Consider the following 13,968-nt stretch of genomic DNA (forward strand, 5'->3'; position numbering starts at 1 on the left):
GCAGTTACGCTTCGGGCGAAGAACCGCCGTACAAAGTGGCTTCGATGATCTCCACGGCGTCCTTTATGCAGTCCGGACAGGTGCGGACCACCTTTTTATCCGGCGAGTCCAGACCCTTTAACTCCCGGCAGATCACGGTGCCGTTGCGGTCCTTGAATGCCTTCACGCAGGCTTTGGCGTCCTTGTAGGTAACCGCCTTGGAATTGGGGTGTTCCAGATCGGCGGTGCTGCATTTTAGACCCGCCAGCACGGTGGCGGCGGAGATGGCGCCGCAGGTTCCCTCCATGCCGCCCATTCCAAGGCCCAGGCCCTCGGTCACGCGGAACAGGGTTTTCTCATCCAGGTCCACCTGGTCCAGAAATGCGAAGCAGACGGACTGACAGCAGTTGTAGCCGCGGTTGTGATAGTCGGTGGCGATTTGGTAACGGTCTTTTTTCTTATCTTCTGACATTGTGGTAATTCTCCCTTCAAGGTAAAAATTTATGTTGGACGCCGGAACTGGCAGGGGCCGGTTACCGGCGGCTGTCCGGCAGCGTTTTGACGGAATGCAGACAGTAACGGCAGCCCAGGTGGCAGAGAAAGCCGCCAAGGGCCACTCCGGTCAGGTAGATCAGGTTTCCGGCGGTGATGCCGATCTCAAGGGCGATCCGGTGAAAGACGATCTGCTCATTGGGATAATAAGGGCTGATGTAAAACATATCCGCGTTTCCGTAAGGGTGGGCGGCGATGTTGATGAGCGTGGCTGCGGCGCAGCAGGCCGCGAAGAGGGGAAGCGTGCGCAAAAATGCCGCCGGTTCCCGGTCGGACTCGCCGCTTTGGGCGCAGTACAGCCCCAGAAAGATCAGCGTAAAATGCCAGCACAGGCCGTGGAGCGTCAGCGCCCAGTAGGGGTGCATGAGGCCCGATGGCTCGGCCAGGGCCATGAGACCGCCCAACAGTCCGTAGTCCTGGATAAAGGTGCAGGCGGTCCGCCTTGCCCGCGCATATTCCGGCTTCGATAGAAGCGGGACAGCCAGACATAAGTACATGGGGACGCTGCAGAGCTGGAATGGGAAATACCACCAATCGTAGCTGCGGCCATTTACAATATAGTAGAGAAAGCCCTGCTTGTAGAGCTCGCTTGCCGCTAAAATCAATCCGCAGACGAACAGAACGTGTTTTCTGCGGCCGGCTGCCAGCCGCCGGGCCATCCATGCGGCGGCGCAGATGCCCAGAGCTGTGAGCGATAAGTGGAAGGGCGAGTATGGAACAGGCGTCTGCATGGTCCACGCAGACGCCTGGAAAAAACGTTGGAGCAATTCCTGCATGATATTCCTGCCTCCCGACCGGGCCGGTGTGCGCATCCGTTTCATGCGGTTCCCTTAAAGAACGGTACGCGGTCCGCAGCGGTGAAATTCCGCCCATTGATGCTTTACGACATTATACATCAGAACAGAATCGCTGTAAAGGGCGGCTTGAATAGAATCCGGTGCGGCCGGATATCCTAACCATGTTGAATCTTATGGGAAAGGCAGGAAATACGGACGATGGCATTAATCATTGCGTTGATTTCAGGCGCCCTGATGAGTATACAGGGCGTATTTAACACGGAGGTGACGGATCAGACCAGCATCTGGGTGGCCGCGGGCTGGGTGCAGCTCACCGCGTTTATCACCTGTGTGGCGATCTGGCTCTTTACAGGGCGGCAGCCCATAGGCGGTCTCATGGAGGTGACGCCCCGCTACGTGATGCTGGGCGGAATCCTGGGGGCCCTGATCACCTACACCGTGGTCCGCAGCATGAGCGGACTGGGCCCAGCCCAGGCTTCTATCCTGATCGTGGTGTCCCAGATCGTGGTAGCCTACTGTATCGAGCTGTTCGGCCTCTTCGGCGTGGACAAGGCGGACTTTGAGTGGCGCAAGCTGATCGGCGCGGCGGTGGCCGTGGCGGGAATTATTATATTTCGAAAATAGAAAAAACAGCGGATGGACCCCTGCGCGAGTGCGCGGGGGTTTTTAGCGGTGCGTCAGACGCCGGGAACCGGAATGGGCGGACCCGCTGGGGTGATTCCGGCTCTTTGACGTGTCTGACAAAAAAATTGCCTAAAATATTGCGGAACACGGCACAAAATTAGGTTACTGTACACTCTGTTCCCAGTAACACGCTTCGCGATGCACAGAAACGGCAAAAAACGCCGTTTCGCGCCGCTATCCTCGGATTTTCTGTGACTTCCGCTGCGCTCCACTCACAAAAAACGCCTCGCGGGATATTGCCTGTGAACAGTAACAAAATTAGTTTCCCGTTTTCCGGAAATAGGGCTTGTTTTTACCCCTGGATTTCGTTAGAATAATAATATCAGGCTGAGATGGCTTCCCGCCGGTAAGGAGGGAGACCATTGAAATTGAATCTGAAGTCACTGAAACGTATGAAAATGTTGGCGGTTGTCCTTGGAATGGCGGCCGCGGGGATCTGCTACGGCTGTAATTCCGGCCGGGAAGCGGACCGTATGGAAATGGTTCTGGAAGCGGAATCCGGCGAAGCGCAAGCGGCCGGTTTGGAGGATGGGAGTACAGCGCCCGCGGATTTGAACGCCTCCCGGGGAGAACGGGAAGCGCAAAGCGGGGGCGAGGGAGCGGAAGCGGAGTATCGCGCGGCACCGGAAGCCGGGGAAACGTCCCATCCCATATATTTTGTGCATGTCTGTGGAGCGGTTGTGAATCCCGGGGTCTACGAGATGGAGCCGGGCAGCCGGATCTACGAGGCGGTGGACCTGGCGGGAGGTTTCGGGCCGGAAGCGGCCTGGTCGTATTTAAACCTGGCCCAGGAGATTGCCGACGGTATGAAGATCGAGGTACCCACAGAGCGCCAGGCGGAGGAATGGGGGAAGGAAGGCCGCGCCGGAGTGACGGCCAGACCGGTTTCCCAGGGCGCCGCCGGAGGGAGGGAGTCTGGCTCCGCCAAAAGCGCAAAGGTCAATTTGAATACTGCCGGCAAGGAAGAACTGATGACGTTAAAAGGCATCGGCGAATCCAAAGCCGAGGACATTATCCGTTACCGCGAGACCTACGGCCCTTTTGAGCGGATCGAGGATATCATGAATATTTCCGGGATTAAGGATGCGGCATTTCAGAAGATAAAAGATTCAATTACGGTGTGACAGAATCCGCCGGGCGTGCGCTCCGGACGCGGGACGATTAAAGTCCGCGCCCGGAGTCTCGCTGTTTTAAGCCTGACCGGTTTGATGAGATGGCAGATGGCGCTTTTCCGCGGGGAAAAGCTTGATTGAGCGCAGTCGTTTGCGGGCGGAGCCTGCAGCGGATTGCGGATAGAGTAAGGGGAATTGGAATGGCAAAAATCTTAGTGGTAGACGATGAAAAATTAATTGTAAAAGGAATCCGTTTCAGCCTGGAGCAGGAGGGAATGGAGGTGGATTGCGCGTACGACGGCGAGGAGGCCATCGAGCTGGCCCGAAAGACGGAGTACGATATGGTGCTGCTGGATGTGATGTTGCCCAAGCACGACGGCTATGAGGTGTGTCAGGCGATCCGGGAATTTTCCGACATGCCCATCATTATGCTGACGGCCAAGGGCGGGGACATGGACAAAATTCTGGGCCTGGAGTACGGCGCGGACGACTACATCAGCAAGCCCTTCAACATCCTGGAGGTAAAAGCCAGGATCAAGGCGATCATGCGCCGCAGCGGAAAGAACCGGAAAAACCGCAAGGAGGAGCAGAACAGCCATGTGATTGGGGCGGGAGATTTGAAGATGGACACGGAGAGCCGCCGCGTGTACATTTCCGGACGGGAGATCAACCTCACCGCCAAGGAATTCGACCTTCTGGAGCTTCTGGTGCGCAACCCCAACAAGGTGTACAGCCGCGAGGCGCTGTTGACCTACGTGTGGGGCAACCGGGCCATGGACAGCGGCGACGTCCGCACTGTGGATGTTCACGTCCGCAGGCTGCGGGAGAAGATCGAACCAAGTCCCAGCGATCCCAAGTTTGTGCACACCAAATGGGGCGTGGGCTATTATTTTCACGTAAAAGGATGAGAGAGGTTTAACACGGATGGAATACAATCACGATGACTATACAATCCGCTTCGCGCGCCCGGAAGATCTGGAGGCGCTGATTCAGGTGGAGGCGGAGTGCTTCCCGGCGGCGGAGGCTGCCGGAAGGGAGAGCTTTCAGGCGCGCCTTAAGGTCTTTCCGGATAGCTTTCTGGTGGCGGAGTTGGCAGACGGGGGCCGGATCATCGGCTTTATCAACGGAGCGGTGACGGACGCCAGGACCATTTCCGACGATATGTTTGAGAAAGCGGATTTACATAATGCAAACGGGGCCTATCAGAGCATTTTCGGCCTGGACGTGGTGGAAGCGTTCCGCCGCCGCGGGGTGGCGGCCGCGCTGATGAACCGGATGATCGAGACGGCGCGGGAGCGCGGAAAAAGGGGGCTGATTCTGACCTGCAAGGACCGGCTGATCCACTATTATGAGAAGTTTGGATATGTGAATCTGGGGCTTTCCCGGTCCGTCCATGGCGGCGCGGTCTGGTACGACATGATTTTGGAGTTTTAGCGGATGAAGATCACATTAATAACTGTGGGAAAGATCAAGGAGCGCTATTTTGAGGACGCCATAAAGGAGTATTCCAAGCGCCTCAGCCGTTACTGCAAGCTGGAGATCGTCCAGGTGGCGGACGAAAAAACGCCGGACGGTGCCGGGGAAGCGCTGGAGGCCCAGATCCGGGAGAAGGAGGGGCAGCGCATCCTGGCCCAGGTGAAGGACGGCGCCTATGTGATCGCCCTGGCTATCGAAGGGGATATGCTGGACTCCGTGGAGCTGTCCGGAAAGATCGCCCGCCTTGGCGTGGAGGGCAAAAGCCAGATCGTGTTTGTGATCGGCGGCTCATTAGGGCTGTCCCCGGCGGTCATGGCCCGGGCCGACTACGCCCTGAGCTTTTCCCGCATGACGTTCCCGCATCAGCTGATGCGGGTAATTTTGCTGGAACAAATTTACAGGGGATTTCGGATCGCGGCGGGGGAGCCATATCATAAGTGACGGCTGGCGGAAAGCCGCTCAGGAAAGAGAGGAAGAGTATGGAGTACAGGGAAATCGGAAAAACGGGGAAACGCAGCAGTATCATCGGCCTGGGCTGCGAGAATCTGGACGGAAAGCCCTTTGAGCAGGTGCAGGACACGGTCAACGCCGCTTTGGAAAACGGTATCAATCTGTTCGACGTGTTTATGCCCGGAAACGAGATACGGGAAAATATTGCCCGGGCGTTGGGAAGCCGCCGGGATCAGGTGATGATACAAGGGCATATCGGCTCCACCGATATCCGGCAGCAGTACGACATCAGCCGTGACCTGCCGGTGGTAAAGCAGTATTTTGAGAATCTGCTGCGCATTTTCGGCTACATAGATTTTGGAATGATGTTTTTTATCGACTCGGAGGAGGACTACAAAGGCGTTTTTGAGACGGGGTTCGCAGATTATGTGCAGAAGCTGAAACGCCAGGGGGATATCCGCCATATCGGATTCAGCTCCCACAATCCCGTCATGGCCACCCGGGTGGTGGGTACGGGACTGCCGGAAATGATGATGTTCAGCATCAACCTGGCCTTTGACCTCTATCCCGCAGAGACTAACGCGCTGAATGAGCTGCATCAGGGGCTGGACAAGGCGGCTTTTTGTGGTTTTGATCCCACCCGTGCTGCTTTGTATACTCTGTGCGAGCAGAAGAATATCGGGATCACGGTCATGAAAACCCTGGGAGCGGGCAAGCTGATTTCCGCGGAGCACACGCCCTTCGACCGGCCGCTGACCGTGGGCCAGTGCGTGCATTACGCGCTGACGCGCCCTGCGGTGGCCAGCGTGATGTTGGGCTGCCAGACACGCTTCGAGGTGTTGGACGCGGTGCGGTATTTGGAGCTGAGCGATGAGGAAAAGGATTACACGGCCGTGATGAATACGCTGCGCAATGATTTTCAGGGGAACTGCGTTTATTGCAGTCATTGTCAGCCTTGCCCCGTGGGGATCGATATTGCAGCGGTGAATCGATACCTGGATATCGCCCGCCTTTACGAGGAAAATGTGCCGCCCTCCATCCGCTCTCACTATGCAGGGCTCAAACACAGCGGAAAGGATTGTATTGGCTGCGGAAACTGCGAGATGCGCTGTCCCTTCGGCGTTCCTATCATCGACAATATGGCTGCGGCTGCCAAAATTTTCGGATAAACGGGAGAGATCACGAGAAAAGTCCCAGGCGGGTGCTGCTGTCCGCCTGGGACTTTTTGGGGGGTGCGCCCGGCGGCGCACGTTTCTAACCGGTGCAAGTCCGGAATCCGCCCGGTAGTGGGAAGGATATAGCCGAAGGCAAGGGTGTCCATCGTGAGGTGGAATCTGAAGGAAGCCGGATATGGGGAACATACTAACCCATGGGCAAATCTCTGGTCTGACGAACAGAAATCACATCAGGCTATGCATGAGGGTAAGACTGCCCCACAAGTTGAAGCCCAATAACTACACGGAATCATGTATGGTAAATGTGGCAGATAGATGGAGAGAAAGAAACGTGTGGTACCCGGGGAGGTCTGTACGATATGTCCTGAAAGGGATAACCATTATCGTGAGATAATGCTGAACGTACAGAAGTCAGCCGAGGTCATAGTAGCCGAGAGGCGAAGGACCGAATCAATAGGAGTCCTTAGTACAACCGGGAAAGGAGGAAAGAACATTGGGTGCAGAAAACAGAGAAAGCTGCTCGCAAAGAGATAGCGCGGAACGTGAAGGGTATGTGAGAGCGCACCGTTCTTTCCGTCGGACATGGAAGGAACGGGACAGTGCACAACCGGAGCTCTTAGAGAAGATACTGGATAAGGACAACCTGAACAGAGCTTTCAAGAGAGTAAAGGCAAACAAGGGAGCACCGGGAATCGACGGAATGACCGTGGAGGAAGCCGGAGCATACCTTCGGGAGAACCAGAAAGAGCTTATCGGGAGAATCAAAAGGGGGAAATATACTCCCGACCCGGTAAGACGAGTGGAAATCCCAAAGCCAGACGGTGGAATACGAAAGCTTGGTATTCCAACCGTCAAAGACCGTATTTTCCAGCAATCCATAACACAACAGCTTATGCCGGTCTATGAGCCGCTATTCTCGGAAAACAGCTATGGTTATCGACCGGGAAGAAGCGCAAAAGACGCCATTCTGAAAGTGAAGGGGTATGCAGAACAGGGATATACCCATGCAGTGACATTAGACCTGTCGAAATACTTTGATACACTTAACCACGAAATGCTCCTGAATATCCTGCGAAGGAATGTAAAGGACGAAAGAGTAATCCAGTGGATTAAGAGATACCTAAAGAGTGGTGTCATGGAAAACGGTGTAGTCATGGAAACCGAAGAAGGATCGCCACAGGGCGGAAACATCTCACCACTGCTGGCAAATATCTATCTGAACGAGTTCGACCAGGAGTTTGAGAAGCGGGGAGTGGCATTTGTACGCTACGCAGACGATATTGTGCTGTTAGCTAAAAGTGAGAGAGCCGCAAAGAGATTACTGGAATCCAGCACGAAATATCTGGAGAAAACACTGAAACTGAAAGTGAATCAAAAGAAAAGTCGTGTGGTAAGTGTGTTTGCAATCCGAAATTTTAAGTTTCTTGGCTTCACATTGGGAAAGAACGGGAAGGGCATATATGTCCGGGTTCATGGGAAGTCATGGAAGAAGATGAAGACAAAACTGAAAGAGCTCAGTTCCCGAAGGTCTTGTCAGAGTATACGTCCTTCATTGGAAAAGATAAAAGTATTCATGCGTGGATGGCTGAATTATTATGGGATTGCGGATATGAAGAACAGGATAGACGAACTAAACTCATGGCTGTATCACCGTATTCGAATGTGCATATGGAAACAATGGAAGTTACCCAAAACAAGGAAAAGAAACCTAATAAAACTCGGGATACCTGAATATTTTGCACATCAGGCGGCAAACAGCCGCAGGAAATACTGGTATGTAACGGGAATGGGAGCGGTCAACAGAGCATTAACACAAGAAAGACTGATAAACAGAGGCTTTTATGATTTAGCTACTGCCTATCAGTCCGTGCACGTCAACTATTGAAACCGCCGTGTACCGAACGGTACGCACGGTGGTGTGAGAGGACGGGAGTTAATCACTCCCTCCTACTCGATTCAACATGGGGCTGGCGCGGCTGCCTGCGGCCGGTTCCTAGATGCGCCGCACGACATAGTCGAGAACCTGCACCCAGACTCCCTTGTTCTGTTTCCACACGGCAGGGTACTCTGAGAAGGGCACGGGACATGGGGTTCTCCCGACTTCCAGGGTTACGCCCGGAACCGCGTTGCTTCTGGACTGCATCCAGTCCTTGAAGCCGCCTTTGCCGTCGCTGGAATCCATGCGGTAGCCGGTCATGACCGATACAGCCTCAGCCAGCGTGTTGGAAGCCATCTCGGCTCCGTTGCTGCTGGTGGTCCAGTAGATCACCTCGCCCTGGGAGTGGTAGCTGACTGTGATAGCGAAGGGGTACTGGTCCGCCAGCTGTGAGAGGGCCTTGCTCTCAGGCTCTGAAAATGGGGTGGGACCTTTGTAATTGGCGTAGGATGGGGCCGTCCGGTCCGCGGACAACTGCTCCCAGCCGTAGGGGAAATTGTAGTTTAAATCCACGCCCCCGGCGTTTGCCTTCCATTTTGTCAGATACACCTCAAAGGGATCGGAAGTTTTTCCAAGGCTGGTGTCCCTCGCGTAGCAGTCCTCAATCCCTTTCTTAAGCGTCTCGGAGCGGATGGCGTCGAGGCCGAACTGGCTGAGGGTCACTCCGTCCGGATTGGTCATGGGGACAAAATGAATTGCTACTTTTTGGAGCATATCCGAAACCGGCTTATAATTGTAATGTCCGGTATCATAAAAGGCCAGCGCGTATTCCAGCTCCTTCATCATGATGAGAGGGGTCATATATTCCCTTGCATGGATCGCTCCCTGCATCAGAATCTGCGCCTCAGCCTCGGGATTGCCCAGAATAATGTCATAAATGTTCCTTCCGTCCAGGGAAGTGCCGATGACATTGACGGTAATCTTATCCCCGTATGCAGCCTGGAGCGCTTTAATATCCGTCTCCATCTGCTCATAGGAGTATTTCTCCACCGGCGTGATAATGGGGTTCGCCACCTCCAGATCCAAAAAATCGTTAAACCCCACCGAGGCCTTGATCCCGGGCCCCACGGCATTGGCTTCCTTTGCCTCCATATAGGACGGCTCCGCCCCGTAGCTGACCGCGCCTCCGGCACCCAGGCCGCCCACTGCCAGGATTCCGCTGAGTATTGCACAAACCATTCGTTTCATAATCGTTAACACTACCCTTCTGTTTTTGTCGTCGTTTTGTCCGGTTCCTATTCCATATGCTCCCAATCTAATATAAATGCCGCTTCCAGTCAAATAAAGTTTTCTTACAATTTTATGCCATTTTTATGAGCATGGCTGGAAGGGGAGGAAATTACCGGCAAATGAAGCCGGGGGGGGGGTGTGGGATGGAGAGTGTAAAAACATACCCGAAAATGGATATTATCAAGAATCTCTGCGGCATGTAAGGCGGCTTGCGGACGTCCTGGATTGATGGGGGTTGTGTTTCCGGTGGATTCACAATATACTAAAGGTAGGATACGATAAATTGAAACGAGGGGGAAATTCCGATATGAGCCATAGATGCACCATTCTGTACCCGGCCGATTTTTTCGATCTGAAAAAGGTGGACGAGGATTACGAATATGAATACCGGGAGGCGGTTCAATTCCCGGAGTTTCAGATTCTGTTTTACAATTACGACGAGTTTGCGGCAGGGGGAAAGCTGAGGTTTTATCCCGGCGATTTTGAGGGGGGCCTGTGCGTTTACCGGGGGTGGATGCTGCAGCCGTCCGCATATGAGGAATTGTACCGGTCATTGGCGGGCCGGGGGCTGAGGCTGATCAATACGCCGGACGAGTACGAGAATTGCCATGAATTTCCCAATTCTTATGATCTGCTCCAAACGTTTACGCCCGGCATGATGGCGTACCCGATTGGCGAGGCCGTGGACTGGCGGGCGGTTAAGGAGCGGTTTGGCCGTTTTATGATGAAGGACTATGTGAAATCAGTCAAGGGCAGCGATTTTCCCGTGTATTTTGACCACACCTACACGGATGAGGAGATGGACCGCTATGCGGCTGAGTTTATCCGCCTGCGGGACCGGCTGTTCGTGAAGGGGATTGTGCTGAAAGAGTTTGTGGACTTAAAGAAAACGGATCACGCGACCAATGAGTACCGGGCGTTTTATCTGTACGGTAAACGGATTACCTTATCAAAGAATTCAAATCAGAAGCGGGACGTGCCGGTGCCGGAGGCATTTGCGGGACAACTGCCGCGGCTGAACAGCAATTTTTACACCGTGGACTTTGCGGAGCTGGCGGATGGAAGCTGGATCGTGGTGGAGACCGGCGACGGCCAGGTATCGGGATTGTCCCCGGGGCAGTATGGGGCTGTTGACAAAGTGCCTGATCATTTATTACGAGCGGAAAAAAGCAATAAAAAAGACGCCTACCGGCGTCATCCCATACATCTTATCATCCTTTTTAAGTTCAAAGCGGTCGCCGAGAGGAGGCAGTGGTCCTCCGCTGCCTCTAAACCCCGTCGTAAGACGCGTGTTAAGTTATGTCCCCACTTTTGGGCGGCAAACGTGCCCTCGCACCAGATCTGCCGCTTGCGCAGCGCATCCAGATAGTCCGGCTCGTTTTGCCGGGCGAGATGCCGCCGTACTGTGGGACGGAAGTAGGTATCCAGCAGCCTTCGTGCGCCGCGTTTATCATTTTCGCTCAAACATTTCTCCCGGAAAGGACAGCTCCGGCAGTCTCCGCGGTCTGCCCAATACTCCCAGTACACACCGCTGGCGCTGCGGTACAGCCCCTTCACTCGAAGCTCTTTCCCATTGGGGCATTGATAAACATCTTTCTCCGCATCATAAGAAAAGGCATCCCGTTTGAATTCCGCCTTGGTCCTATCAGCAGAAGGCTGCGGCCTGACATAAAAGGAGATTCCCTGCTCCTCCAGCACACGGTGGGCCAGAGGAAAATCGTAAGCGGCGTCCGCTGTGGCCGCCTGAATGGGGAAGACATTTCGATGGATCTGCTCCAGATGGTCCAGGTATGGCACGGAATCATGCACATCGCCCGGTGTCACCGTCACACCCAGGATCACACCGTGGTCCGTGTCCAGGGTTTGATGGCTCAGGTAGTACTGGCCCTCCGGCTTCCCCGGCCGTTTCATATGCCCTGCCTCCGGATCAGTCCGGCTCACACGCTTGTGGCTGCGGCGGCTGTCCCGCTTGATTTGCTTTGTCCGCTTCTTCCGGCGGTGTCCGGTCCGTTTCTCCAGTTTCTGCAGTCCTTCTTCCTCGTAGCCGTCCAGCCGTTCCCAGTATACGCCCGGTTCCTCGGGCATTTCCACCAGATGCTCCGACGCACGGGAGGCATTGGCCTTTACATGGGTAGAGTCGGTAGCTGCCAATTTCCCGCTGACCAGACCTTTTTCAATGCACTGCCGCACCACTTCCTCAAACAGCCGACGGAAAACCTTGCGGAAAGAAGGCTTGCGACGGCGCAGCTGAGAGATGGTGCTGTGGTCCGGTACCCGGTCAAACAGATCCAGGCCCAGATACCACCGCAGGGCCACATCTGTCTGGATACGCTGTTCGATCTGCCGTTCCGATGGGATCCCGTACAGGTATCCTACCAGCAGATATTTTACCAGCACAACAGGGGCAATGGGTGGGCGGCCGTATCTGCGGTTGTACAGATGGGCTGTTTCTTCATGAATGAAGGACAAGTCCAGCGTGGCTTCCAGTTTTCGCAGAAAGTGTCCCTCTGGGACCAAATCTTCTATCGTTACCATGTGCAGCTTCAGTTGCATTCCCATCCCCCTCTCCGCTCTTTTTTTCATTATATCATATTTCCGGCGCTAAGGGGACTTTGTCAACAGCCCCAGTATGTGTTTAAGTTTTATGAGGAGCTGCTGCGGGGGATTGAGGAGGAACGGACGGAGGGTTAACTGCGGTTTTTGCGGGAAAACTTATGATGAAACCGTGGTATTTTCGAGTCTAGTCAGAATACATGCCGAAACACTTAGTGAGGTCTTTCACGAGCGTAGTGTTTATGGTATGATGATGGAAATGGTGTAATTAGCAATGGCCTCGCCGGTTTCGTGAGAAGGGGGTACAAGAACGTGGGAAAAAAGAATCTGCCGATTGGATATGATAACTTCAGAGAAGTAATAGAAGGCGGCTTTTATTATGTGGATAAGACATTGTTCATTAAAACGCTTCTGGATCGGAAGGGCAAGGCGAATCTGTTCACCAGACCGCGGCGTTTTGGAAAAAGTCTTAATTTAAGTATGCTCCGGTACTTTTTTGAGGATACCGGCAATGAGGAAACGAATAAAAGGAACAGGAATCTTTTTTCAGGACTTAAGATTATGGAGGAGGGGGAAGCGTATTTATCCGGAATGACCGGTTATCCGGTGATTAGCCTGACCCTAAAAAGTGCAAAACAGCCTGATTTCCATCTGGCGGCGGTGAGTATCAAACGCCAGATTGCAAACGAATACCGACGCCATGAGGAGATAGCGGCGAAGCTGGGAAGTCGGAAAGAACGATTTATGAAAATTATGCTGGAGCAGGGGGATGAGGGGGATTATATTGATTCCCTCGCCTTTCTTTCACAGTGCCTGGAAGCTGTCTACAAAAAACGCTGTATCATACTGATTGACGAATATGATGTCCCTTTGGAGAATGCATGGTTCGGCGGATTTTACGGGGAGATGAGTTCATTGATCCGTTCCCTGTTTGAATCCGCCTTAAAGACAAATGAATGTCTGGAATTTGCTGTTATTACAGGCTGTTTGAGAATCAGCAGGGAATCTATTTTCACAGGGTTAAACAGCCTGGAAATCAGCTCTGTCCTGGATGTGGATTACGGAGAATATTTTGGTTTCCTCCAGATGGAGGTAGACGAAATGCTGGAATATTATGGACTTGGCGCTAAGGGCGAATTGATACGGGAGTGGTATGACGGATATTGTTTTGGAAAGAGCGAGATCTATAATCCATGGAGCGTTGCGAAATATGTAAAGGAATTATCTTCTAATGAGGACGGGCTTCCGGCTCCGTTTTGGGCCAATACAAGCTCAAACAGTATTGTCAGGACATTGGTGGAACAGGCTGATAGCACGGAAAAAGAAGAAATTGAAGATCTGATTGCCGGTAAGGGAATTGAAAAACCGATCCATGAAGATATCACATACGAAGATATTTTTCGTTCGGAGGACAATTTGTGGAATTTCCTTTTTTTTACAGGATATTTGAGACTGGACTCAAAACGTCTGGAAGGTGATACCAGATATATCACCATGAAAATCCCGAACACGGAAGTACGTTACATTTATAAGAATACAATTCGGGAGTGGTTTGGTATAAAGGTGAGACAGAAAGATTTGTCCGTGTTATATCAGGCGATCGAACAGAGCGACACAGACCGAATGTCCCGGGAATTGTCTTTGAATCTACAGGAAACAATCAGCTTTTATGATTATGCGGAAAGCTTTTATCATGGTTTTCTGGCGGGACTCCTGAAAAATATGAAAAACTACCGTATTCTCTCAAACCGGGAATTGGGAGATGGAAGGCCGGATTTGATTCTGCGGACTCCTAGCGTCAGAGGGCGGGCGATTATCATTGAAATAAAGGTTGTGGATAAGCTGCCTGATTTGGAAGCTGGGTGTGAAATCGCTCTTCACCAGATAAAGGATAAGCAATATGAGGCAGCCCTGAAAGCGGAAGGATATGAAACGATTATGAAGTATGGGATTAGCTTTTATAAAAAAGAATGTCTGGTAAAAGCCGGTATATAGGCGGGGAGGTAGCATTTTTGGATTAAATA

At 53.0% G+C, this 13,968-nt stretch carries 13 protein-coding genes and 1 pseudogene; 10 read left to right on the plus strand and 4 right to left on the minus strand.

All coding sequences use genetic code 11. The features are described 5' to 3' along the window. Positions 1-4 precede the first annotated feature (4 nt). On the minus strand, positions 5-451 hold the full coding sequence (locus ACK2JC_RS22050; protein ID WP_092363536.1) for a C-GCAxxG-C-C family protein: 447 nt from the start codon (positions 449-451) through the stop codon (positions 5-7). A gap of 61 nt (positions 452-512) precedes the next feature. Continuing rightward, positions 513-1,307, minus strand: coding sequence for a YwaF family protein (locus tag ACK2JC_RS22055; protein ID WP_092363533.1), 795 nt, complete (start codon positions 1,305-1,307; stop codon positions 513-515). 219 nt (positions 1,308-1,526) lie between these two features. On the opposite strand from ACK2JC_RS22055, the gene ACK2JC_RS22060 reads away from it, so the two are divergent. From ACK2JC_RS22060 to ltrA, 8 genes are all read left to right on the plus strand, one after another. Beyond that, a complete protein-coding gene (locus ACK2JC_RS22060; protein ID WP_092363530.1) occupies positions 1,527-1,952 on the plus strand; it encodes a DMT family transporter in 426 nt (141 codons plus the stop codon). A 428-nt stretch (positions 1,953-2,380) separates the two neighbouring features. Then, on the plus strand, positions 2,381-3,136 hold the full coding sequence (locus ACK2JC_RS22065; protein ID WP_320938368.1) for a helix-hairpin-helix domain-containing protein: 756 nt from the start codon (positions 2,381-2,383) through the stop codon (positions 3,134-3,136). Positions 3,137-3,324: 188 nt separating this feature from the next. Continuing rightward, the gene (locus ACK2JC_RS22070) at positions 3,325-4,032 is read left to right on the plus strand and encodes a response regulator transcription factor (RefSeq protein ID WP_007714883.1); all 708 of its coding nucleotides are present in this window, start codon (positions 3,325-3,327) and stop codon (positions 4,030-4,032) included. Between the two features lie 16 nt (positions 4,033-4,048). After that, a complete protein-coding gene (locus tag ACK2JC_RS22075) occupies positions 4,049-4,558 on the plus strand; it encodes a GNAT family N-acetyltransferase (RefSeq protein ID WP_320938367.1) in 510 nt (169 codons plus the stop codon). A 3-nt stretch (positions 4,559-4,561) separates the two neighbouring features. Beyond that, complete coding sequence (gene rlmH, locus ACK2JC_RS22080) at positions 4,562-5,041, plus strand: 23S rRNA (pseudouridine(1915)-N(3))-methyltransferase RlmH (RefSeq protein WP_276952072.1); 480 nt, start codon at positions 4,562-4,564, stop codon at positions 5,039-5,041. 38 nt (positions 5,042-5,079) lie between these two features. Further along, positions 5,080-6,219: an aldo/keto reductase gene (locus tag ACK2JC_RS22085; protein WP_320938366.1), complete on the plus strand. Its 1,140-nt coding sequence runs from the start codon at positions 5,080-5,082 to the stop codon at positions 6,217-6,219. Positions 6,220-6,540: 321 nt separating this feature from the next. Then, complete coding sequence (locus ACK2JC_RS22090) at positions 6,541-6,759, plus strand: hypothetical protein (RefSeq protein WP_411337816.1); 219 nt, start codon at positions 6,541-6,543, stop codon at positions 6,757-6,759. Then, on the plus strand, positions 6,719-8,110 hold the full coding sequence (ltrA, locus tag ACK2JC_RS22095; protein ID WP_411337818.1) for a group II intron reverse transcriptase/maturase: 1,392 nt from the start codon (positions 6,719-6,721) through the stop codon (positions 8,108-8,110). The genes ACK2JC_RS22090 and ltrA overlap by 41 nt, the downstream gene beginning before the upstream one ends. A gap of 108 nt (positions 8,111-8,218) precedes the next feature. Here the strand turns inward: ltrA and ACK2JC_RS22100 are convergent, their stop codons facing one another. Then, positions 8,219-9,349 carry a M14 family zinc carboxypeptidase gene (locus ACK2JC_RS22100; protein ID WP_092363518.1) on the minus strand — a complete coding sequence of 377 codons (1,131 nt, stop codon included), beginning with the start codon at positions 9,347-9,349 and terminating at the stop codon, positions 8,219-8,221. 700 nt (positions 9,350-10,049) lie between these two features. Between ACK2JC_RS22100 and ACK2JC_RS22105 the strand changes: the two are divergent. Continuing rightward, positions 10,050-10,493, plus strand: a pseudogene (locus ACK2JC_RS22105) (ATP-grasp domain-containing protein); the annotation flags it as partial. Positions 10,494-10,585: 92 nt separating this feature from the next. Here the strand turns inward: ACK2JC_RS22105 and ACK2JC_RS22110 are convergent. Next, positions 10,586-11,950, minus strand: a complete 1,365-nt coding sequence (locus ACK2JC_RS22110; RefSeq protein WP_411337769.1) for an IS1182 family transposase — start codon at positions 11,948-11,950, stop codon at positions 10,586-10,588. A 306-nt stretch (positions 11,951-12,256) separates the two neighbouring features. On the opposite strand from ACK2JC_RS22110, the gene ACK2JC_RS22115 reads away from it, so the two are divergent. Continuing rightward, on the plus strand, positions 12,257-13,939 hold the full coding sequence (locus ACK2JC_RS22115; RefSeq protein ID WP_320938403.1) for an AAA family ATPase: 1,683 nt from the start codon (positions 12,257-12,259) through the stop codon (positions 13,937-13,939). The last annotated feature ends 29 nt before the right edge of the window (positions 13,940-13,968 follow it).

Origin of the sequence: Enterocloster lavalensis (assembly GCF_046603895.1) — a bacterium.
In the GTDB taxonomy this organism is placed as follows: domain Bacteria; phylum Bacillota; class Clostridia; order Lachnospirales; family Lachnospiraceae; genus Enterocloster; species Enterocloster lavalensis.